The sequence below is a fragment of the Pseudomonas sp. TH21 genome (assembly GCF_016651025.1).
Classification (GTDB): domain Bacteria; phylum Pseudomonadota; class Gammaproteobacteria; order Pseudomonadales; family Pseudomonadaceae; genus Aquipseudomonas; species Aquipseudomonas aylmerensis.
The window spans coordinates 4,643,040-4,667,033 of the sequence record NZ_JAEKEQ010000001.1 but is presented as its reverse complement, the minus strand read 5'-3'; the positions used below and the strand labels follow the sequence as shown (position 1 = coordinate 4,667,033).

Annotated in this window: 12 protein-coding genes; 8 read left to right on the top strand and 4 right to left on the bottom strand. The window is 60.0% G+C overall.

Annotation, left to right across the window (positions count from 1 at the left end; genetic code table 11):
• The first annotated feature begins 167 nt into the window (after positions 1–167).
• The 3 genes from JFU04_RS20515 (at position 168) to JFU04_RS20505 (ending at position 3,853) form a co-directional block, all read left to right on the top strand.
• The gene (locus tag JFU04_RS20515) at positions 168–686 is read left to right on the top strand and encodes a DUF2059 domain-containing protein (RefSeq protein WP_025855033.1); all 519 of its coding nucleotides are present in this window, start codon (positions 168–170) and stop codon (positions 684–686) included.
• 6 nt (positions 687–692) lie between these two features.
• A complete protein-coding gene (locus JFU04_RS20510) occupies positions 693–986 on the top strand; it encodes a BolA family protein (RefSeq protein ID WP_065904311.1) in 294 nt (97 codons plus the stop codon).
• 158 nt (positions 987–1,144) lie between these two features.
• Complete coding sequence (locus JFU04_RS20505) at positions 1,145–3,853, top strand: RHS repeat-associated core domain-containing protein (protein WP_201145614.1); 2,709 nt, start codon at positions 1,145–1,147, stop codon at positions 3,851–3,853.
• A gap of 57 nt (positions 3,854–3,910) precedes the next feature.
• Here JFU04_RS20505 and JFU04_RS20500 read toward each other — a convergent pair whose 3' ends face one another.
• The 3 genes from JFU04_RS20500 to JFU04_RS20490 are packed head-to-tail and all read right to left on the bottom strand — an operon-like array spanning position 3,911 to position 15,842.
• Positions 3,911–8,440 carry a SpvB/TcaC N-terminal domain-containing protein gene (locus JFU04_RS20500; protein WP_201145612.1) on the bottom strand — a complete coding sequence of 1,510 codons (4,530 nt, stop codon included), beginning with the start codon at positions 8,438–8,440 and terminating at the stop codon, positions 3,911–3,913.
• The gene (locus tag JFU04_RS20495) at positions 8,437–13,314 is read right to left on the bottom strand and encodes a Tc toxin subunit A-related protein (protein WP_201145610.1); all 4,878 of its coding nucleotides are present in this window, start codon (positions 13,312–13,314) and stop codon (positions 8,437–8,439) included. The genes JFU04_RS20500 and JFU04_RS20495 overlap by 4 nt, the downstream gene beginning before the upstream one ends.
• Before the next feature lie 35 nt (positions 13,315–13,349).
• The gene (locus JFU04_RS20490; RefSeq protein ID WP_201145608.1) at positions 13,350–15,842 is read right to left on the bottom strand and encodes a Tc toxin subunit A; all 2,493 of its coding nucleotides are present in this window, start codon (positions 15,840–15,842) and stop codon (positions 13,350–13,352) included.
• Between the two features lie 285 nt (positions 15,843–16,127).
• On the opposite strand from JFU04_RS20490, the gene trhO reads away from it, so the two are divergent.
• The 5 genes from trhO (at position 16,128) to JFU04_RS20465 (ending at position 22,894) form a co-directional block, all read left to right on the top strand.
• The gene (gene trhO / locus JFU04_RS20485) at positions 16,128–17,069 is read left to right on the top strand and encodes an oxygen-dependent tRNA uridine(34) hydroxylase TrhO (protein WP_033900937.1); all 942 of its coding nucleotides are present in this window, start codon (positions 16,128–16,130) and stop codon (positions 17,067–17,069) included.
• A 36-nt stretch (positions 17,070–17,105) separates the two neighbouring features.
• Positions 17,106–17,708, top strand: a complete 603-nt coding sequence (locus JFU04_RS20480; RefSeq protein WP_177343946.1) for a DsbA family protein — start codon at positions 17,106–17,108, stop codon at positions 17,706–17,708.
• On the top strand, positions 17,701–19,515 hold the full coding sequence (locus tag JFU04_RS20475) for an ATP-binding cassette domain-containing protein (protein WP_201145606.1): 1,815 nt from the start codon (positions 17,701–17,703) through the stop codon (positions 19,513–19,515). The genes JFU04_RS20480 and JFU04_RS20475 overlap by 8 nt, the downstream gene beginning before the upstream one ends.
• 71 nt (positions 19,516–19,586) lie before the next feature.
• Complete coding sequence (locus tag JFU04_RS20470) at positions 19,587–22,049, top strand: EAL domain-containing protein (RefSeq protein ID WP_106803084.1); 2,463 nt, start codon at positions 19,587–19,589, stop codon at positions 22,047–22,049.
• Between the two features lie 77 nt (positions 22,050–22,126).
• A complete protein-coding gene (locus tag JFU04_RS20465; protein ID WP_207200669.1) occupies positions 22,127–22,894 on the top strand; it encodes a TenA family transcriptional regulator in 768 nt (255 codons plus the stop codon).
• A gap of 20 nt (positions 22,895–22,914) precedes the next feature.
• Here the strand turns inward: JFU04_RS20465 and JFU04_RS20460 are convergent, their stop codons facing one another.
• Entirely contained in the window at positions 22,915–23,841 is a 927-nt protein-coding gene (locus tag JFU04_RS20460) for a GGDEF domain-containing protein (RefSeq protein WP_065904326.1), read from the bottom strand.
• Between the last annotated feature and the right edge of the window lie 153 nt (positions 23,842–23,994).

Genomic DNA, 23,994 nt, shown 5'->3' with positions numbered 1-23,994 from the left:
CGCAGTTTAGGCCTTGATGGGCCTATGGGGTTCCCTAAAAGACTTTTCATCGGATTCATCCCGTGCCAATCCAGGCCGTACAAGGCCCGGGGTTGAGCCGCAGCGTTTTTTAGGCGCAGAATGGGCGCCCTTGGGGTCTTACCTCGCCTGCTAGAAAAGGAAACTCGATGACTCGTCTTCGTGCCATCTGTACCGCGGTTGCTCTGGTTTGCGCCAGCGGCCAGGTTTTTGCCGATACCGCCAGCCACAACGCCAGTGCCGAAGCCTTCCTTACCCTGGCCCACGCCGACAAGCTGGGTACCCCGGTGTACATGCAAGTGCAGCAAATGTTCGCCCAGCGTTTCGAACAGACCAAGGCGCCTGCCGCCAAGCAGTCCGTACTGGACAGCTACCAGGCCAAGGCCAACGCCGCCCTCGACCAGGCCATCGGCTGGCCGAAGCTGAAACCGGACATGGTCAAGCTCTACACCAGCAACTTCAGCGAATCCGAGCTCAAGGACCTGGTCGCGTTCTACCAGTCGCCACTGGGCAAGAAAGTCCTCGAGAAAATGCCGCAGCTGACCCAGCAATCGGCCCAGATGACCCAGGAAAAACTGGAAAGCGCCGTACCGGTGGTGAACAAGCTGTTGGAAGACATGACCAACGAGCTGACGCCAAAAGCCGCCGCACCGGCCAAGAAGAAGTAAGCAGGAATGAGCATGCAACAGCGTATCGAAACGGCACTTGCCGCCCTGGGCCCGGACCACTTGAGCGTGCTGGATGAAAGCCACATGCACAGCCGTGGGCTGCAAACCCACTTCAAGGCCGTACTGGTCAGCCCGCAGTTCGAGGGGCTCAACCGCGTCAAGCGCCACCAGAAGGTCTACGCCACCCTGGGTGACCTGATGAGCGAATTTCATGCGCTGGCGCTGCACACCTACACGCCTGAAGAATGGGCGAAAATCGACGCAGCCCCGGCCTCGCCGACCTGCGCCGGCGGGCACTGAGCCCGCAGCCCGAGGCCTGCGGGCGCGGCGCGTTCGCGCTCGCAGGTTGCCGTATCCTGTGCCTGTAATTAGACACATAAAACATCCTCGCAGTACCCCCCACGCCCTAAAGGGGTTCCCTAGACTTTTTTGACCTTAGCTGATCAGGTCATGAGTTTATGTCCACTTCTTTGCATCGAAATACACCGACCTTGAAGGCCATGGATCCTCGCGGGCTGGCTGTGCGTGCTGTTCACTATCATCGCGAGAGCGTGACGCAGACTCCGCAGGCACGGGTCACCCGCCAGGTTTTTGGGGCCAATGGTCTTTTGCTCAGCCAGTGGGACCCGCGGCAATTTGCGCGCGGCGCTGCGGGTGTGGCGTCACAATCGACCATTTACAGCCTGTCGGGCGAGCCTGTGCGCACCGAGAGCGCCGATGCCGGCTGGCGCCTGCTGATACATGGTGAAGCAGGGCAGCTGTTGCATCGCTGGGATTCGCGTCTAGCTCATCACGAGCGGCGCTACGACCGCCTGTTACGCCCAGTGGCCGTGTTTGAACAGGCGGCCAATGAACCACGTCCGCGTTGTGTCGAGCGCCTGACCTATGCGGCCGCCGAACCCGCCGAGGCGGCCGTCAACCGTTGTGGTCGGCTGATTCGCCACGCGGACCCGGCCGGTGTCTTGGTGATGGATGAGTACGGGATCGATGGAAGCGTCACGCAGCAGACTCGACGGTTTCGCTTGGATGCGTCGGCAGTTGACTGGCCATCCAGTCATGACGAACAAGCCGAACAGCTGGAGCCCAAGGCCCATACTACGACTTGGCGCTACGATGCCACGGGGGCGCTGCTGGAGCAGGTCGACGCCCAGGGCAATCGCCGACACTGGCTCTATGGGCAGCAAGGCTGGCTGAAGGAGGTTGCGCTGACCCTCCGTGGCGGCTCACGCCAGGTTTTGACGAACCAGCGCGTGTACAACGCCAGCGGTCTGGTGATCTCCGAACGGATGGGTAATGGCGTTACCAAGCTGGCGAAATACGCCGCTGAGGATAATCGTCTGTTGCAACTGACGGTGCATCGCAAGGGCGAGGCCGCCAAGCCTTTACAGGACCTTGTGTACGAGTACGACCCGGTAGGCAACATCCTCAGCCTCAGCGACCAGGCGCAGCCGACGCAATGGCACACCAATGCGCGTATTGATGCGGTCAACCGTTACCAGTACGACAGTCTGTACCAGCTGACCCAGGCCACCGGTCGGGAAAATGCCGGCAACAGCGGTGGCCAGGCGGCGCCGGGACGGGTGACGTTCGGTGCAACTGACACCGGGCTCTGGCGTAATTACACCCAACATTACCGTTACGATGAACATGGCAACTTGACGAGCGTTCGCCATGTGCCGAGTAGCGGAGCCGGTCATACCCGGGACATGCGTGTCGCTGCGGGCAGCAATCGCGCCTTGCCGGTGACTGACGGTGCACCGCGGCAATGGGCAATGATGTTTGATGCCAATGGCAACCAACACGTGCTCGGCAGCGGCCAACAGTTAGGCTGGGACGTGCGGAATCAGCTCACCCATGTGACTCAGGTGTGGCGTGAGCAGGGTGATCCGGATGTGGAAAGTTACCTCTACGACGGCCAGGGCCAACGGGCAGCCAAAATCAGAAGCCAGCAGGTCGCGGGGAAACCCCATACACAACTGACATGCTACTTGCCGGGTTTGCGCCTGCATGTACAAGCAGGCAAGCGCTTGAACGTGCTGGAGATCGATATCGGCGGCGGTCATGTCACGGTGTTGCAATGGGAGCAGGGTCGCCCCAGCGATATGAAAGACGAGCACGTGCAATTCAGCCTCCTCGATCACCTCAATAGCAGCTTGCTGGAACTGGACGAGCAGGCCCAGTTGCTGAGCCAGGAGCATTATTATCCTTATGGCGCGACGGCGTGGTGGGCTACCAACGATACGCAGCGAGCTCGCTATAAGGTTCGCCGCTATGCAGGTAAGGAGCGCGATGCGACAGGGTTGTATTACTACGGATCACGGTATTACGCGCCGTGGCTGCAACGCTGGATCAGCCCGGACCCGTTGGGCGACGTGGACGGCCTGAACCTGTATGCGATGACCCTGGGCAACCCCTTGCTGTTCAAGGATGTTGATGGCGGGCAAGTGTCTTTTGGCGAGCAATTCCAACCCAGTCGAGGCGATATCCTTTTCGGCTTGGCCAACACCGTGCGGATCTATCGCAGCTTCTGGTCAAAGCTGACGGCACGCGGGGACATCATGGCTGCCTATTTCGGCGTCGAGGAGATGGGGGCGGCAACTGCGGCGCTGGCCGTAAGTGTCGACGCGTACATTCGGCGCGGGCTCGGCAGGATCGGCGAGTCCGAGTATGAGCAAACGATCGCAGAGCAAGGGGGGCAGGTCGCACGGCAATTCTATGGCGCTATTGTGTCCAAGTATTCGGGCTGCACATCGACCACCGCCAACCGGGAGTTCGCGAAGAAATTCGTCAGTGATTTTTCTTCCAGTGACTCTTCCTTCGAACGCACCCTTGAAGGCTACATAGATGTGAACTTGAGTGCGTTCCAGCACAAGCTGGTCAGCCGCGCCAGCAAGTCGGCGTTGAAGACGCTGACGGACCCTCAGAGCCTGCGCCAGGCGCACTTTGCTCTGGATGATCTGGACATGGACGTTGTGATCAATAAGTCCGCGGTTTCTGCCACGGGTTCTGAGCTGCGCTGGCTGTATCGGCATCGACAGCAACTGGCAGGCCGCGTGACGTTCTATCGGCATCAACAACGGGTCGACGCCCCTTGGGAGTCCGACTCCTCCGCGTGGCGTCGCTATAAACCCGCCAGTTCCAGGGCTTCACGGACGGCGGCACGTTGAGTGAACAAAGCCGTTTGGCCGTCTCTCAACGGTGAGACGGCCACGCTTCCCCTGGCTTCAGTGTTCAGCCGAGGGGTCTACCTGCGCTCCAGACGTATCATTTTCATCCTCGCTGACGGTGTACCAGGCCCAGTAGGTGATTTGCCGTAGTGTTTTCCTGGCGGTGAGGGTGCGGGTGGGGCGGCCGAGGGGGTCATGGAACTGCCTGTCGCCAGGCAGGAACTGCTGCAGTGACTGACCGTCGATGTACCGGTGGCGGTCGGCGTAATAGGTGCGATACACCCGCATGATCCGCCCCGTGGGGCTGTACTCGGTGTGTTCGCTGACACACCAGCGCGGATCAGCCTGAACCGTCTGGATGGCGCCGTCCTTGACCGTCAGGTCAGCGTTGTCGCCCACCGCACAGGCCGGCCCCGGCTCGGCTTGTTGTTTGCTTTGCAGGATGCGCCCGAAGCCGTCATGGGAGACCAGGCTCATGTGGATGAGCTGTTCCTGATCGTGGGTATAGCGATCAGCTGCCAACATCAGGCTTCGGGCGGGTTCGCGCTGGGCCTTCTGGATCAAGTCGGACAAGGCTTTCTCGCTCGCACTCAAGGCGCTGGCCTTTTTTTTCAGGCGCAACCGGGCGGTGGCGCGTATGTGTCCGTCTGGTGAGATATAGCGCTGGGTGACCCAGTGCGCCTGCCTGTCCGTCGGTGCGATCGAACCCATCCAACTGAATGGGTCGTAGAGCCAGGTACGGGCTGCCTCGCCGAGGATCGTTGCGGGTGCTTGAATGGCGGATTCGATGGATGCGTCTACCGGCCGTCGATACGCCGACAATGGCCCGAAGCCCACGGACGTTGCCGATGCTTGCCCGTTGATGCTGGTCGCGAGCAAGCGACCGAACGCATCGTAGAGCGCTTGCTCGGTCGTGCCGTTTGGATCGGTGATGCTGATCGGCTGGAGCAGGCGGTAGTCATGCTGGACGCGGGTGATGCAGCCGTCGGGTTGTTTGACCTGGATGACCTGAAGCCCGTAAGGGTCATAGGTCAGCGTGGTTTCGCCCTCGGCCTGAGTCAGGCGCCAAGTGTGTAGACGAAAGAAGTGTTTGGCGTTGAAGTAGCGCGGAAACTGACGGCGAATTGACCAGAGGGGGGACGATTGGCGTTCCTGGTCATTGGCATGAAAAAACAGCGCCATGGGCCGGTAACCGATTCGGCCCAGGCGGCTCGGCAGGTCTTCGGCGGATTGGCCGGGCATGTCGGGAATTTTCTCCAGCGCCTGGAGCGCGTTGGGGACCAGTTCAGCGCTTTCTTGATAATCCGCCAGCCCCTGGAAGTTTGCTGTTCCAGGGGGCAAGGTTTGCCCTTTGCCGCCCGGTTCGCGGTAGTGCTGGATCGTCAAGCCGCTCAGCTCGCGCGGTGCTTGTGGCCCCAGTGGACCTGAAAGCCGGTCGATCAATATCTCGTAGCGGATAGCCGATGCGTTCAACCCCGCAGGTGGCTGCCCGTCAGGCAGGGTCCAGGCGTTGTTGCGTTGACGATAGGGCAGTCCCAATCGCCATTGGTCGTCGTTGGGTTGATGAATCCACTGCACCAAGGTTTCGCGCAGATAAAACACCTGCTGAGCCGGGTCGTGGGTGTCACGCCACCATTGTCGCTGATGCTCATCCTCGAGCAGTGCCGGTGGTGTGTCACTGACCGTCTTGCGCCGCGCGCCATGCACCGTGACGCTGTGGACCAGGCTGGCGTAGGCATCCCAGCGCAAGTTGACCTGGTGTTCGCAGACCGGATCATCGGGCACCTGTTCGTACTGATAATGCACGGACTCCAGCGTCAGTGGCAGCATTCGCGGCCAGGGTTGCGAGCCGGATGCCGGGGGCAAGCGACGGACCAGATAGCGGTACTGCTGCACCGAATAGGGTGTGCTGTTGGCCGGGTCAAGGGCGAACACTTCCACCCGTAGCGGCAAGCCCCTGAGCGCGTAGGTTGCCGCCCGTGTCTCCGGTGGCGTGGGCGACGCGATCACGCGGTCGTGATGGTCGGTCGGTTGCGGCTGTTGGGGGGCATCATGTGTCGCCAGCAACGTGCGGCCGAGCGTGATGGCGTCAGGGTCGTGCTGGCTGTAGTCGTCCTTGGGCATATCCAGCGCCTGGCCGGTGTGAAACCAGCGTTTGGTGTGCGTCCCTGCTCCGGGCGTGTCATGGGTGCCGGTCTCGATGTCGGTTTGAAGCAGCAAGCCAAAACCCTGGAAGGCGCGTTCATGGGGGGCGTAAAACCCTTGGCGATAGCTGAAATGCTGGGTCAGTGTGTGATGACTGATCTCATCGCGCTGCCTCTGGCGTTTAACCAGGGTCAGTGCGAAGGGCAATCGGCAGACGGCCTGCCTGCCTTCGGCCTGGTGCTGCCTTTTCTCGTCCAGCCATTCCTGGGCGCTGCTGCGGTAGCTCACCTCTACTTGTGCGCCCAGATTGTTGTTGGTAATGCTGAGTAGACAAGGCCTGCTATCAAAAAAATCGTAGCGCCAATGGCGAGGGTGTGGGTGCGTGACGCTGATGATCAGGCTGGCGTAACCGTTGCCTTGCAGGTCCGCCACGCTCACCTGGCATAAGGCGTCGTGCTGAACGCCTGATGGCCAGGGTAAGACCAACGGGGTTTTGGCAAAGCCATTACCGCCCTTGTTGGTGAAAATGCGTACCTCATGGGTCGTCAGGTACAGCAAGTCGCTGGCACCGCAGCCATCCAGATCCGCCAGCAACACGTTGGAAGCATTGAATGTCGTTTCCCTGAAAGGCAAGGTGGCCAATACTCTCCCTTTGCCGAATCGCCCATGGCCCAGGTTGGGCCAGCATTTGATCTCGTTGTGTCGTATACGCACCAGGTGCTGCTGGCCGCTGCCAAGTATGTCGCTGAAGCCAACCCAGTCGGCGGAAGAACCGAGGAAGGACGGTAAGTCGTCGCCGTCGATCGTGTGCGCCTGCTCGATGCCCTGCTGGAAACCGCTGTGCCGGTTGGCATACAGGCGCACGCTACGCGGGCCTACCAGTGCGATATCAGCCAAGCCGCTGCTCATCAGGTCGGCAAATATCGCATGGGTGTGCAAGAACTCCACCGGGAACGCATCGAACCGTACGAACCCCGCGTCTTTACGTTGTGGGGCCAGGCTGAAGAAACCGCTCATGCCCGGTCGGGCCAGGACCCATTCCAGCCGACCGTCACCATCGATATCGAGCAAGGCCTGATAGACCGGGCGTGAACCGTCCGCCACGGGAATAGCCGGCAGTTCTTGAGCGGGAGCGTACGTCACCCCATCGCCTGTAGACGCCTCATCTCTCTGGGGTGCCCGGTAGTACCAGGCTTGATCACCGCGGTACAAGATTCCCGGTAAGCCCTCGCCGAATAGATCCACCAGTTGATAGCGCTGGCCGTCATTGAGACCGGGCACGTCCACGAAACGCTGGTAGCGGCGGGCATCCAGTTTCAGGCCTGAGTATTGATACAGATATTCTTGCGGCGGCAGGCTGGTGAGCGTTCCCTGGGCGTCAACGGCCTGCTCGTGTACCGCTAGCAAGGTGTTGAGCCCGTTGGGAAAGGTTTTGTGTTCGAACCGCAGGCGTTTGACCAAGACAGGTGAGGGGCCCATGTCGGGGGCATCTGCGAAGGCGTGAAACATCAGGATTTGCCGACACAGTCGCAGCGTTCGTAGTTCAAAACCGTAGATGAAACTGGAAAACGGATCTTCGCGTGGGAGCCACGGGTTGAGCGCGTCGTAGGAAGGCAACTTATCGTTGGCGGTGGTGCGTTGACCGTAGTCGAACAGCAGGTAAAAGTGCCACGCCTGACGGGACAAATCGTCATTCTTGAGCAAATACAGCGTCTCTTTTTCCCTCGCCATGACGTTGCCGTAACACACTTTATGCAGATAACGCTGGGCCCGGCTGTCATGGGGTTCCGTGCGAGTATCGGTCTCGGCCAGGTATTGGTAACCGATATGCTCGCCATGGGCGTTCAGGCTTTCCTCAAGCAGCCATTGCGCCACATGGCTCAGGTTATCGGGATCAGCGATACGCGCCGCAGGCGTTTTGCCGTACACGTGCCGGCTGCCGTCAGCCGCCTGGATCAGCCAGAACCCGGCCGCATCGCCCTCTGAACGCCAATGCTCGACGCGCTCGAAGCGCTGTTCGACCCTCGGAAAGTAGCGCGTGACGACGTAGTGGCGGCCTAGCGGCACCTGGTCAAAACTATCGCGTTGTGTCTGGACAAGCGTGCCCGCGGCGGTGCGTTCGGGCATCCATTGCTGTGCATCCGGACCCTGGAATGTATCGGCTGCGGTGTAATCGGGGACGCCCTGCTGGGTACGCCGTGTGACGGCACCCGGATTGACGTCCCAGCCGAAACCGAACGCACTGTTACCCGCCGTGCTGCGATAGATCAGCGACAACGTAGGTGCATAACCACGGCCAGTGGAAATCGGCAACCCAACCTCAAAAGTCGCCGTGCCATCAGCGCCCACGTTGCCCCAGCCTTTGGCGACGCCCTCGATGGCGGAGCTGGCTTTAGGCAGCGATGGCACCTTGAGGGGCGATTCATTCGCCTGAGTGCTCATGTTTCACTCCTGCCAGGCCTGGCCGTGTAGCGCACATGAATGATGATGTCGGTGATGGATTCAAGCAGGTTTTTTTGTTGCAGCGGATTGGGAAAGTTCAAGCGCCAGCACGATATCGCCCCCGTGTATTCAAACGGCAGGTAGCGTGGGTCGTTGTCGAAGTTGAGCGTAAACAGGCCGTTGTCGTCCAGACCGCGTGACAAGGCGATTTGCTGGTGTGCCCTGAAGTCGGTCCTGAGGGTGCCATCGGGCATCTGGAGTTCGTTTCGGGTCTGGGTCAGTGTTGCCTTGATGTCTTCATAAGGTCCTAGCAAGGCGGGTAGTGTGACGCTGACATGCTTGATCCTGCGCAGGGTCTGCCCAGGGTAGTCCTCATCCAGGAGCGCTTGAGTCAGGGCGAAGCTGATGGTGCCGCTGCTGACCAATTGCGCTTTATGTTCAGTCCAGGTTTTGGCAGGCGCGGTGATTTCGAAGGTCTGTTGGCCGGTCACGACCTGACACTCGATCAGGCGATGGCGCAGTGACATGGTTTTGCTGATTTCCAGCTCGCGAGGTGTGTGTTGCAGGTACGCGGTGTTCATCTTCACCAGGTTCAGTTTCAAGCTTTCCGCGCTCAGCAGTCCTCGGCAGGTGTGATGCCAGGCCCCACCTTGAAAGAACTGCCGGCTGTCGGTGGTTTCGTACTGCCAGCAGGCTTCAGCGGCCAGGCACAGGGAGTGGACGTTGTCATACAGCGCGTAATAGAACGTGCTCAGTTGGGCCGTGAGCCATTGATAGAGCTGGGTCCCGGTAAAGCGCATGCCGAGTAATTGGTAGGCTGACTTGGCCTGGGCCAATGCGGTGTGGGCACTGCGTAGTTGCAGGCGAGTGGCTTTTTCCTGCTCGGCATGCACCAGCAGCAGGGTGTCGATCTGGGCCAGTTCCAGGCGAGCCTGTTGTTCGGCGTGGGCCCATTCTTGAGCGCGACGATTTAACTGTTCAGTGCGCTCCAATTCGTTACCGTTGGCGCGGGCGATGTTGGCTTCGCCCTGGGCGAAGGCCTGATAGGCATGAAACGCCCCCTCCCAACGCATCCCTCCGGACGACGTGCCGAAGATATTCGGCAACAGCATGGCGGCGCCGGCGCCTATACCGGCAATCGCGACTTTTCTCTCCCAGGCGGCGCTCTCCAGATAGTGTTGGCCGGCCGAAATTTCACCGGTGCTGATGCCTTCGCTGAGCTGACGTGTCAGGAAGTCCAGTCGCCCCTCGACGATTGCTCGGCTGCAACGCAGGGCATCTTTATTTTTTTCATCGATGGCAACGGCCTGGGTCTGTTGGGTCAACACCAGTTCGGCCAACTGCCAGGCGTTTTGCTGTTGCACCTCAAGGTAGTGCGCCTGTTCCTTGCGCTCGATCAAGGTGAGCAGCGTGGTGCCGAACTGCGCCAGGCTGTCGACCGCGCTCAAGGCGTGCCCCAGCATGACCTGGAACCGGTAGTGACCCACTTCAGGACGGACCGGTGGCGATGTACTGGCGTCACCCGCAGCGCCCTGTGCATTTCGCGTCAGCAGCGCGGCAGGGGACAAGGGGGGCGCAAAGAGTGTCTGGCGCAATGGCTTGCCGGAAATATCCAGATGATGGCGAAGCCCGTGCAGGCGACTTTCCAATATGTCCCAGCGTGCGACCAGTTGCGTGTTCAGCGGGCGGAACAAATAGGGGCTGTCCATGAGCCAAGTGTGTTGCCCCGTGGTCTTGCAGTGCCGGGACAGTACGGTGGTGTATTCGGGTTGATGTTCCAACTGGCGTATGGCCTGGGAGGACACCGTCGCCAGTGCGTCCAAGGTGCGGGAGGTCCAGGTATCGGCACGTGTGACCGTCGGGCGCATGCCGAGCAGGTTCTGCGCCTGGATGTACCAGAGTTTGGCTTCGGCCAGGCTGTCGGGGCTCACTTGGCGATAAGCCGCGTCGCCCCGGTTGATCAGGATATCCACATTGAGGTGGTACAGCGCCTTACGCAGGTATGTCGGAAAGCTGAGAGCCAGGTAATGCGGGCTCTCGGGGTGTTGGCAGGCGAAGCTCAGTTCTACCGGGTTGCCTGGCAGGGCACTGAGGGCCCCGGTGTCTGGGTGGAGTGGGTCGAACAGGGCGTGCAACCAGGTCTGGGCGTGAGCGTATTGCTGCTGCTGGTTGAAGTAATGGGCGATGGTCCAGGGTAAGTAGATAAACAGTTCGCGCAAATTTTTACCGTGCGCGCCCTGGAAATCCGGGGGCTCGGGGGTGGCGTCCGCAGTCAGTGCCGGTTCCGTCCAGTCATCGGGGGAGCGTAAAAATACTGGGTCGAAGCTGACCGTGGAATGTTGGGTCAGTTGACTCGCCACCGTGGTGTTGAGTCGGATGGCCGGGACACTCGGGGCGAAGCTTGTGGAAAAATCAATCCACTCGTGGGTCGCTCCGGTGTTTTGCTGTTGGCGCGTAATTCGTGGGGAATGCGCGGGCTTGTCGACGGCAACGGAGGTGGCAAGGGCGCATTTGACGGCCTTGAGTGCATAGCCGAGGACAGTCACCTGGTTCTCTCTGCTCTCAAGCGTGATGACCCCATGGATCAGCGTGATGGCTGATGCGGGTTGCTCATTGGGTAACTTTACCCGCGTACTTGCCAGGTGCCCGGCTGCGAGTTCGGGGGAGGCGCCTACCAGACTCTCGTGATCGAGGTCCGAGTCGTTGAGGATTTGGGCAGTGTTGTTATTAATGGCTTGCGGAGTGGGCACGTCCTTCAGTTTGGATTGCATGATGACGTGCTTGTAGAAACGCAACGTCGGCGTGAAAGTGTTACCCAGCTCCAGCCTCACGTCATTCACGAAGTGCAGTTTTGGGTTGGCGACTTCATCACCTGGCAGGTGGTAGCCGCTGTAACGGTCGAGTATCACCAGGAAGGGATCCTGATGATGGGTATATAAGTGGAGGAATGCATTTTTGTTGAGAAACTTCCCTGCCAGGGAGTATTCGAAGATGGGAACGTATTGGTCGGTATGCCCGGGTCTCGGGTCCGGCCTTGATTTCATCTCTTTCTCAAGCCTGAACAATATGGAGTCTTTGTCATAAATGGCATTGGAATAGCTTTTTCCGGTCTTGGGGTTTTTAAAGAACATCGAGTGATACGTGGCGTCTGCACTGGGATGTATCGCGCAGTCGATCCTGATGACCGAACCGCTGATGAGTTCAACTTCGGACAAGGTAGAGTCATGCAACGCCGACTGGGTGCTCAGGGTAATGCTCATCTCGGAGTACCGGGATGCAAGGGTGATGCTGTACGTCTGCAGAAAGGGCTTGACGATTCTTGAGGTGAAGACGAATTCGTTGGTGGCGGGATCAAAGGCGGTGGTGGCTGTATCGGTGGTGACTATGGCTGTGCTTTTGGATTCAAAGTCCCACGTTCGCTGATCTTCGATCTGGGGTGTTTGAGCGTCCAGGACTACCGTTCTTTCGTCTTGTTCCTGCGCCAGGCGTGTCTTGAACTGTAAGTTGTCTTTGTTTATATCGAAAAACAGACGGAAGTATTGGTGAGCGAACGGCGGAAGTAACGCGCTGGAAAACAGGTTGTCCTTGTCGACGCCGCCCAACAACGCTTTCTGTAGTGGCGTGTTTTGTGTGGATTCATAGGCTTCCAGCAATCGGAGGGCTTCCTGGGCTACGGCTGAACCTGGCACGATTTTGTAGCGGCCGGGGCTGCCTGCGCTGGCGACGATTTTTATGCTCAATGACTGATCGATACTGATGGCTTGGAAGAATTCGCCCATTTGATCGCTGCCATGATTCAGCGTGTTGGCGCGTATACCCAGGAACAGGGTGTGAGGAGAGCGGCTATCGACTACGGCAATGGTCTGCGTGATGCCGATAAGTTGCGCTGGCGTGAGTGCGTTGATACCCCGCGTGACGCAGTGCTCTTCCAGCCCCGTGTGCGCAAAGCTCCAGGTGCCATCCAGTTTTTTATAGGAAAAGCACAGGCGAAACTTCACGAACTGGCTGTTCAGCCATTCAGCCTGGCGTTGTTTTTCATCCCCGTCCTCTTCGTTGTCGCCATTGCCATTGCCATTGCCCTGTGCCTTGAAGGAGTGGTGCGGGGCCGGCTTGATGATCTCGGCCCAAACCATAAATAGCCGCTGATTGAACAGGACGGGACGGATACTGTGGGCCGGTGTATCGGCGCCAAACGTCAGGTTGATGGGTTTCCAGTCTGTCCAGGCCAGAGGTGCAGGTGCGTCAGGGTTGGCGGTCGAGCGTTTGGACAGGTCCAGCGAACGCCAATAATAGATGCTGTCGGTGGCGGACTTGCCGACGAAATAATAAGTGCTGGTCTCCAACTGTCCGACATTGCCATCAATGTAGCCATTGAGCGTTTGAATGCTGGCGACCTCTTCGAACCGTGACAGGAAGCCTTGCACGGCCTTCAGTGCGGTGTCGGGTTGGAGTCGATGCTGTTGGAGTTCGTTTTCCAGTTGCGCAAAGCTGTCGCTCTTGTCCTCGCGCAGCGTGGGGTCGAGGAAATTGTGCGGGTGATAGCGCAGTTGCTGGCTGGCGCTCCAGAGGGGGTAAGTGTGCAGGGAGTTCTGCCAGGCCAGGGTCTCGTGTGGCGACATGCCCGGGGTCTCATAACCCGGTTCGAGGCCTGAGTGGATGCGGTTTATGTAGTGTTGCAGGCTGGTGATCGCACTGGCGACCGGGCTGGTCGGCACTGCTTCGCTGACTTGTACGTCCAGTAGCCAGTAGTCGTACAGGTCGTTGGGTGTCTGCAACGCGTCTTTAAGGTCGGCGCTGATGCAGTGAGCCAGATAGTAGCTCAGCATGGCATCACGCCTGGCTTCATTAAGCCGTTGGTCGAGGTTCTCAGACATAGTCATTCCTTGAGTCTGCTGATTGAGATGCAGCGTTATTGACGTGCGGCGACGACGGCTTCACCCACGGACTGCCAACTGCTGAAGTCGCTTTGGATATCCAGTTCGCTGGTGTCGAGCAGGGTCTGGCTGGAGAGTCGGGTGAGGGTGCAGGCTTGCCGGCAGCGCATGATCCAATCCAGTTGGTCCATGGACCTGACCATGCCTGAGGGCAATGTCGCCGTGAGCACGCGCAGCTCGCGTTCATCCCAGCCCAACCATTGACTCAGCTGGGCGTTGGGGTTTTGCGGCCCGTTGTTGTTGGCGCCCTGGAAAAACGCCAGGAGGCTGTCCTGCGCCAGGCCATACGTATCGCAGCAGTCTCTGAAACGCTGTAATAGATAAAGCGTGCCCAGGTTCAGCCCGACCAGCGCGCCTTTCGTCATCTCGCTGTCCAGCCAATGAGGGTTGAGCAGCAATTGACGTAGCGACGTGCCGTTAACCGGCAAGGACAACAATGTGGTGATGTCTGGAACCAGCAGGATCAGGTGTACCGGTGCCAGCTCAGGCTCAGGCTCAGGCATAAAATGTTGGCCGTAGTAGAGTTTCAGCTCATTGCTGTAGACGGCCGGCTCCGGGCTTTCCAGGAACTGTTGGATGCATGAGTGCGACCCTTGTCTCAGCAGGTCGACCCCGCGTTGCAGTGCCGGGCTGTCAGTAATGGGTTCCAGCAGCAATTGCTGGCGCAGCTGCGTCACGCTGGTACCGCAGGCCTTGAGCCACGTGACGGCCCAGTCCATTTGCATCAGCACATCGAGAAAATCCATCGGAGCGGCTTTCTTGATGCGTAATGTGGGGGTGACCAGCGACGCCCAGGTCGACGGGCCGAGCACGTCAGCCAGTTGTTTGCAGTGCAGGACAGAAAGGCCGAAGACTTGAGCGATCCGCGCTTGCCGATAGATCGCGGAGTACGTGGCAAGGTTTCGGGCGACAGGGGCCGGCGTGGCCTCGATGAGCAATTGCAGTGAATCCGGCGTGTCCCTCAACGTCAGCGCGGCGCAGAGTTGCTGGCGGGTGTGTGAATCGAAGGCCTGGTCGTCCAGCGGCAGGGGTTGCGAGGACACCGCTGTGCGGTTGAACACTTGATCGAACAGCGGCTGCTCATTGGCGCTGGCCTGAACGGGCAAGCGATGCAGCCACGCGGAAAACTCCAATGGCTTAAGGGCGTAGTGCCGACTCAGGTAGCGGTAGACGCCTTGTGCGCGCAGGGTATTGGGGCTGATGCGCAGGCTCGAGTTGGCTGTGCCCTCACACTCCATGGCGCTGACGATCAAAGTGTCCAGCTCGGCGAAAGGCAGATTGACCCACTGTTGCAGGCGGATCATCCGTTGCATGCGATCAAACCGGTCGTGCGAGGTATTCAGCAGTTGCGCGGTTTGCCTGCTGGTGGAGATGCCCTCCACAGTCATGGGCGGGTCACCAGTACCGTTGACGTAGCGCGCCCCAAAGGTCGGCAGTGTCTGGCCCTTGGTCGAGAGAGAGGCGTGGGGAGCGAAACTGTTTTGCGCCAACAGTGCCTGCAATTGGAGGCTGTTCAACGCCGTACTTTTCAAGAAGACGTCGAGGTTTTCCAGTGGGATTGCCATCTGGGTCGGCGGTTTCCGAGGCCGGCCGTAGTAGATTTCATACAAAGTGTCTTCCGGAACGAGCGATTGCGCCAAGAGCTTTTGCTGCTCCGGACTCAGTTCACCCAGCAGCCGCTGGGTATTGGCATTGGGCTTTGTGACCGTGGCATAGCGTGCGCTGCTGGCGTCGTCAAACGGCAAGCGTTTGCTGATTCGATAATTCAACTCACCCAGGGAGTACCGGGTTCCCGAGAGTGCCAGCTGGCACTGGCGATGATGATGGTGGTAAGGCAACGCCATGGGGTAGCGCGCCCTGCTGAGTTGTTGATGCAGGTCCTTATCCGGATGGTGGAGCTGGATCTGCACGTGCAACATCTCATCAATGAGTGTCAGCAGGGGGCGTTGAGAATAGGTTGTGTCGTGGTCGATCAATAAGCGTCCCAGGTCCGGACGTCGTTGGCTCAACAGGATTTTTTTTTTACTGGTTGCCGCGGTTTTTTTTTCCAGTTGAGTTGCAAAAAGAAACAGCGTGCGCAGGTAGGCAACCGGTGAGTCGATAGCGGCGATGGCCTCCGGGTGGCAGACATTCCCCCAGTCCTCGTTGAGCGGGCTGGGCGCCTTTGAACCCAGGTCGCGCTTGCTGTGGGAGGGGGCAGGGCGCGGGCTGAATGATTGTTGGTCGTGCAGCCATTGCAACTGGGTGGCGTAGGACAGCGCATTTTCATAGGCCTGGGCGCCATCGTCATCAGTGTATTGAGCCAATTGACGGATGAATTCGGCCTTGGGCTGGTCGACAATGTCGAAGACGCTGGTGAGTTTGAGTCTATTCAAGGCGGTACTCAAATCGACCCTCCCTGCGCCAGGAGTGACGGGGTGTTCCACCAGTTGCGCCAGTAGCGGACTGCTTGGAGTTGAGGTGTCCATATCAATCGATCTTCCAATAAAACTGTCCAAAGGCGGGTCCCATGGGCGACGCAAGACGCTATCACGCAGGTGGTCTGGGCCGAGGTCAGCCAATGCCGTGAGGGCGTCAAGGAAATATCGGTGATTGAGTGTCGATGCAGTCGCATCGGGGTTTTGCTAGAATCCGCAACGCGCCGCCCAGTCGGCGCGTTTTTTTTGCGTTTACTGGCAGCTTGCGGTTAAAAGCCCGCAGCTGCCGACATCCGGTTCACCCCTTACGAGGGTAGCCACCTGGAGAGAACACCCATGACTCAACCGATTGTCGTGGCGGCACTGTATAAGTTCGTCACCCTGGAAGATTACGTCGCCCTGCGCGAGCCATTGCTGCAAGCAATGGTCGACAATGGCATCAAAGGCACCTTGCTGATCGCCGAAGAAGGCATCAACGGCACCGTTTCCGGCAGCCGCGAAGGCATTGACGGGCTGATGGCGTGGCTGAAGAACGATCCACGCATGGTCGACATCGACCACAAGGAATCGTACTGCGACGACCAGCCGTTCTACCGCACCAAGGTCAAGCTCAAGAAAGAGATCGTGACCCTGGGTGTCGAAGGCGTCGACCCGAACAAAAAAGTCGGTACCTACGTTGATCCACAAGACTGGAACGCGCTGATCAGCGATCCGGAAGTGCTGTTGATCGACACGCGTAACGACTACGAAGTATCGATTGGCACCTTTGAAGGCGCAATCGATCCGAAAACCACTAGTTTTCGCGAATTTCCCGACTATATCAAAGCCAACTTCGACCCTGCCAAGCACAAGAAAGTCGCGATGTTCTGCACCGGCGGCATTCGTTGCGAGAAGGCCTCGAGCTATATGCTCAGCGAAGGGTTCGATGAGGTCTACCATCTCAAGGGCGGCATCCTGAAGTACCTCGAAGAGGTGCCCCAGGCAGAAACCAAATGGCAGGGCGACTGCTTTGTGTTCGACAATCGCGTGACTGTGCGCCACGACTTGAGCGAAGGCGACTACGATCAATGTCATGCCTGCCGCACACCGGTGAGCGTGGAAGACCGCGCGTCCGAGCACTATGTGGCCGGCATCAGTTGTCCACATTGCTGGGATAAGCTGCCGGAGAAGACCCGTCGCAGCGCGATCGACCGGCAAAAGCAGATCGAGCTGGCCAAGGCCCGCAACATGCCGCACCCGATTGGCTTCAACTATAAGCAAACCCCTTCCGAGGCCTGACCCATGTCCGCGCGCCTGCTCTATGTAATGGACCCGATGTGTTCCTGGTGCTGGGGCTTTGCCCCGGTGGCGCAGGCGTTGGTAGAGCAGGCCCAGGCGGCCGGGGTGGAACTGCACCTGGTGGTGGGCGGCTTGCGCACCGGCAGCGGCGCGGCGCTGGAACCGACCACCCGGCGCTACATCCTGGAGCACTGGCAGGCCGTCACCGATGCCACCGGCCAGCCGTTCAAGCGCGAAGGTGCGTTGCCCGACGGTTTTGTCTATGACACCGAGCCCGCCTGTCGCGCCATCGTCACCGCGCGCAGCCTGGCGCCGGATTGCGCGTGGACACTGCTGGGGCTGATCCAGCGCGCGTTTTATGTCGAGGGTCGCGATGTGACCCTCGCCAGCGTGCTGGTGGAGCTGGCCGAGCAGGCCGGCATCCCGCGCATCGAGTTTGCCGGTGCGTTCGACCGTGCCGAGCAGCACGCCGCGACCGCCGCCGATTTCACCTGGGTCCAGGATTTGGGCATCGCCGGTTTCCCGACGCTGCTGGCCGAACGCAATGGCCAGCTCGCGTTGCTGACCAACGGCTACCAGCCGCTGTCGGAACTGTCGCCCTTGCTCGCCCGTTGGCTGGAGCGAGCTGCCTGTGTATGACCGGCCCGATGAGCAACCCAAACGCGTCGACCGACTGACCTGGGCGGAAATTCGCCGCCTGGCCTTGCGGCACCGTAAATCCCTGTGGATCGCCAATGGCGTTGCCGTGCTGGCGACCCTGTGCAGCGTGCCCATTCCCTTGCTGTTGCCGTTGCTGGTGGACGAAGTGCTGCTGGGCCACGGCGATGCCGCGCTCAAGGTGATGAACCATGCGCTGCCCCTGGGCTGGCAGAAAGCAGCCGGTTATATCGGCCTGATGCTGCTGGTGACGCTGACGCTGCGGTGCGGCGCCCTGGTGTTCAACGTGGTGCAGGCGCGCTTGTTTGCGCGGTTGGCCAAGGACATCGTGTACCGCATCCGCGTGCGCCTGATCGAACGCCTCAAGCGCATCTCCCTGGGCGAGTACGAAAGCCTGGGCAGCGGCACGGTGACCACGCACCTGGTCACCGACCTGGACACCCTGGACAAGTTCGTCGGCGAAACCCTCAGCCGCTTCCTGGTGGCCATGCTCACGCTGGTCGGCACCTCGGCCATCCTGGTGTGGATGCATTGGCAACTGGCCTTGCTGATCCTGCTGTTCAACCCGCTGGTGATCTACGCCACGGTGCAATTGGGCAAGCGCGTCAAACACCTGAAGAAGCTCGAAAACGACAGCACCTCGCGCTTCACCCAGGCGCTGACCGAAACCCTGGACGCCATCCAGGAAGTACGCGCCGGCAACCGCCAGGGCTTCTTCCTCGGACGCCTTGGCCAGCGCGCCCAGGAAGTGCGTGACTACGCGATCAATTCGCAATGGAAAAGCGACGCGTCCAGCCGCGCCAGTGGCTTGCTGTTCCAGTTCGGTATCGACATCTTCCGGGCGGCGGCGATGCTGACGGTGCTGTTTTCCAACCTTTCCATCGGCCAGATGCTCGCGGTATTCAGCTACTTGTGGTTCATGATCGGCCCGGTGGAGCAACTGCTCAACCTGCAATACGCCTACTACGCTGCGGGTGGCGCGCTGACGCGGATCAACGAGCTGCTGGCGCGTGCCGACGAGCCGCAATATGCGGGCGGCGAAGACCCGTTCAGCGGCCGCGAAACCGTCGGCATCGAAGTCCGCGGCCTGGACTTCGGCTATGGCGATGACCTGGTGCTCAACCAGTTGAACCTTGCCATCGCTCCCGGTGAAAAGGTCGCGATTGTCGGTGCCAGCGGCGGCGGCAAAAGTACCCTGGTGCAGTTGCTGCTCGGGCTGTACACGCCGCAGGCCGGCAGTATCCGTTTCGGCGGAGCGACCCAGCAGGCCATCGGCCTGGAGACCATTCGCGAGAACGTCGCGGTGGTGCTGCAACACCCGGCGCTGTTCAACGACACCGTTCGCGCCAACCTGACCATGGGGCGTGAGCGCACTGACCAGGCCTGCTGGCAGGCGCTGGAAATTGCCCAGTTGGACGCCACCGTCAAAGCCCTGCCGCAGGGTCTGGACAGTGTGGTGGGACGCTCTGGCGTGCGCTTTTCCGGCGGGCAGCGCCAGCGCCTGGCGATCGCGCGCATGGTCCTCGCCGAGCCGAAAGTGGTGATCCTCGACGAGGCGACCTCCGCCCTCGATGCCGCCACCGAATACAACCTGCACCAGGCGCTGGCGCGGTTTCTCAGTGGCCGTACTACACTGATCATTGCTCACCGTTTGTCGGCGGTTAAGCAAGCGGATCGAGTATTAGTGTTCGACGGCGGTCATATTGCTGAGGACGGCGATCATCAGCAGTTGATTGCCGATGGCGGCCTGTACGCCAAGCTATATGGACACTTGCAGCAAGTGCGTTGATTTAGCCTAGGCTTAGCTATCGGAAGCGGATTTTCGCGTGCGTATTGGGCAGTGCATGTGTAAGGGACTTCATGAAGCAAAAGCGGACTCTCGGAACGCCTCGGCTGTTGGGCATTGTGTGGCCCTTCATCGCCGTCGTTCTGTTTCAGGCATTGTTGGGCTGCGTCAGTCTCTACGTGCTTTCGGCGGTACGCGGCTACGTGGCCGGTGAAAGCCTGTGGTCGAAGGGCCAGAAAGACGCGATCTACTACCTGACGCTCTACGCCGACAACCGTGACGAATCCACCTATCTCAAGTATCAGCAGGCGATTGCCGTGCCCCAGGGCGGGCATGAGCTGCGCATCGCCCTGGATCGGCCCACGCCCGATCTTGCTGCCGCCCGCCTGGGCATCCTCAAGGGCGGCAACCATCCCGATGACGTCTCCAGCCTGATCTGGCTGTACCTCAATTTCCGGCATTTCAGCTACCTGGAAAAAGCCATCGAGCTGTGGACGGTGGGCGATGGCTACCTGATGCAGCTCGATGACCTGGCCCGGGAGATGCATCAGGCGATCCGCCGTGACCAGGTCAACGCCAATGATGTGCGCCAATGGAAGGCGCACATCATTGCCATCAACGAAGGCGTGACACCCGCCGCCAAGGCGTTCAGCGACGCGTTGGGCGAAGGCTCGCGGATGATCCTGCGGCTGCTGCTGATCACCAACCTGACCACGGCCCTGGGCTTGATCGTGCTGGCGCTGCTGCGCACCCACAAGCTCCTGGCCCAGCGCCATGCCTTTGCCGATGCGCTGCAGGAAGAGAAGGAGCGGGCGCAGATCACCCTGGAGTCGATTGGCGATGGCGTGATCACCACCGACGTTGAAGGCAGCATCACCTACCTGAACCCGGCGGCCGAGGCGCTGACCCATTGGAACACGGCGCAGGCCCAGGGCCTGCCGCTGGCGGCGTTGTTCAACCTGCTGGATGACAATGCCCAGCCCGACGGTTTCACCTTGATCGAGCACATCGTCAAGGGCCAGCTCAGCAGCGGCAGCGAGCATTCGAAAACAATCCAGCGCCTGGACGGCAGCACCGTTTCGGTCAACCTGGTGGGCGCGCCGATCCGCAGCGCGAGCAAGGTCACGGGCGCGGTGCTGGTGCTGCACGACATGACCCAGGAGCGCCAGTACATCGCCAACCTGTCGTGGCAGGCGACCCATGACGCCCTGACCGGTCTGGCCAACCGCCGCGAGTTCGAGTTCCGCCTGGAACAGGTGCTGCACCCGGCCGGGGGCGCGCAGAGCGGGCGGCATGCGTTGATGTTTCTCGACCTGGACCAGTTCAAGCTGGTCAACGACACCTGCGGCCATGCGGCGGGTGACGAGCTGTTGCGGCATATCTGCGCACTGTTGCAGTCGGACCTGCGCGAAGGCGACACCCTGGCCCGCCTGGGCGGCGATGAGTTCGGCATCCTGCTGGAGAACTGCCCGGCACCGGTGGCGGAAAAAATCGCCGAGAGCCTGCGTCATACCGTGCAAAGCCTGCACTTCGTGTGGAAGGGCCGGCCGTTCATGACCACCGTCAGCATCGGCCTGGTGCACATCGGGCACACGCCGACCACCCTTGAAACGTCGCTGCGGGCGGCTGACATGGCGTGCTACATGGCCAAGGAAAAAGGCCGCAACCGCGTGCAGGTGTACCACGCCGATGACTCGGAACTGTCGGTGCGCTTTGGCGAAATGGCCTGGGTGCAGCGGCTGCACATGGCGTTGGAAGAAAACCGCTTCTGCCTGTACGCCCAGGAAATCATGCCGCTGGGGCACACTGACGGCGGCAACGGGCATATAGAAATCCTGCTGCGCCTGCACGATGAGGGCGGGCGCATCATCCTGCCGGACAGCTTTATCCCGGCGGCCGAGCGCTACGGTCTGATGACTTCCCTGGACCGCTGGGTGGTCGAGAATGTCTTCAAGCTGATTGCCGCCTGCATGCACGAACGTCCGGGGCGTCCGATGGCCATGTGTGCGATCAATCTGTCAGGCATTACTATCGGTGATGATGACTTCCTCGGATTCTTGCGTGAGAAATTTCATACTTACAGTATTCCGCCCAGCATGATCTGTTTTGAAATTACTGAAACCAGTGCAATTGCAAACTTGGGCAGTGCGATCCGCTTTATTAATGAACTCAAGGCCTTAGGCTGTCATTTCTCGCTGGATGACTTCTGCGCCGGAATGTCCTCATTCGCTTATCTCAAACATTTACCTGTAGACTTCCTGAAGATCGATGGAAGTTTCGTAAAGGATATGCTGGACGACCCGATTAACCGCGCGATGGTTGAAGTGATCAATCACATTGGCCACGTCATGGGTAAGCGCACAATTGCAGAGTTTGTTGAAACACCGCACATCGAACAGGCGTTGCTCGAGATCGGGGTGGATTACGCTCAGGGTTACCTGATCGAACGACCGCAGTTGTTTACCTTTGATAGTCTGCAGTGTCGACCTTCGCGGCCGCAGCCCCTGTTATTCAAGGCGCCCGGCACATTCCGCTGAAACCTTTGCTGGTCTGTACATCACACTTAAAAAGGAGCCCGACAGTGATCGACACATTCAACAGAACCGGCCCGCTTATGGAAGCCTCGAGTTACCCCGCCTGGGCGCAACAACTGATCCAGGACTGTAGCGAGAGCAAGCGGCGCGTTGTCGAACACGAACTGTACCAGCGCATGCGCGATAACACGCTCAGCGCCAAGACCCTGCGTCACTACCTGATCGGTGGCTGGCCCGTGGTGGAACAGTTTGCCTTGTACATGGCACAGAACCTTACCAAGACCAAGTTTGCCCGCCATCCTGGGGAGGATATGGCGCGACGCTGGCTGATGCGCAACATTCGCGTGGAACTGAACCACGCCGATTATTGGGTGCATTGGGCCCGTGCGCATGGCGTCAGCCTCGAAGAACTGCAGGCGCAGAACGTGCCGCCGGAGCTGCACGCGCTCAGCCATTGGTGCTGGCACACCAGCTCGGCCGATTCGCTGATCGTGGCCATCGCCGCGACCAACTACGCGATCGAGGGGGCGACTGGGGAGTGGTCGGCGGTGGTGTGTTCCACCGGTGTCTACGCGGCGGCTTTCCCCGAGGAAGACCGCAAGCGCGCGATGAAGTGGCTGAAGATGCATGCCCAGTACGATGACGCCCACCCGTGGGAGGCGCTGGAAATCATCTGCACCCTGGCCGGCATGAACCCCAGCAAAGCCTTGCAGGTTGAGCTGCGCCAGGCCGTGTGCAAGAGCTACGACTACATGTACCTGTTCCTGGAAAGCTGCATGCGCCTGGAGAAGGAAAAGCCGGCGGTGCTGGTGCGTGAGCGCCCGGCGCGGGTGGCCAGCGAAGCCTGATGTAACGGCGGTGGTGGGGGTTACCCTGCCATCGCCAGGCGGTTGCGGCCTTCGCGCTTGGCCACGTACAAGGCGTTGTCGGCCCGGCGCAGCAGGCTTTCCGCAGACTCGGCGGCCAGCAAGGTCGAGCAGCCGAGGCTCACCGTCAATTCGATCCGTTTACCCTCCGCCGAATAATCCTGGGCCTGTGCCGCCTGGCGCAGGCGTTCGCCGACCATTGCGGCTGCATCCCGGCCGGTGTTCGACAGCAGGATCAGAAACTCTTCCCCACCAAACCTGAAGACCATGTCGACATTGCGCAACTGGGCCTTGATCGCTCCGGCAACGGCGCGCAGGACGTTATCGCCGGCGGCGTGGCCGTAGGTGTCGTTGATGTTCTTGAAGTGGTCGATGTCCAGCATCAGCAGCGACAGCGGGTTCAGGTGACGACGTGCCATGTCGATTTCCCGTTGCAGGGTCTGGTCCATGGCAATCCGGTTGCCGGTCTCGGTCAACGGATCACGCAGCGCGCTGCGGGTGGCGGCGCGGTAGAGCAGGGCGTTGCGCATCGGGTAGAGCAAGGTTGCCAGCAGCGACTCCAGCTGGCCGAGTTCCTCTTCCAGCAGGCGCTGGTTGCGCCGGAAAATCAGCTCGCCCAGATGCTCGCCTTCGTGGCTCAGGCTATAGCTCATCGAATGGTGGCCGCGATGACCGAACTCCAGGCGCAGATCGCTGGCAGCGTGGCGATATTGCAGGGCGTCCAGCGGCACCAGGCGCTGGATCTCGCGGAAAAACGTCGCGAGGATGCGCTCCGGTTCCAGGCTGGTCTGCAGTTGCATGCCCAGTTGCTGGCGAAGTTGCAGAAGGGTGATGGGACGGCGCGGCAGGAGGGACGGCTGACCAAAGCCCAGGCGTTGCAATTTGGCACTGTCGAAGTCAATTGCGTTGGTCTGGGTGGGTGTTTTCATAAACGATCGGCCTCTAAGCACTTGGCTGTCTTACAGGCTCGATGAGAGTGGCGAGTGCCAAGCGTCTTACTGTTCCTTCAGTTCCGTAAAACATGGGAATAGTTTAAACCGCTTTACAGTGGGTTATAACCCCTGGGCACTGCCGCACGTCTT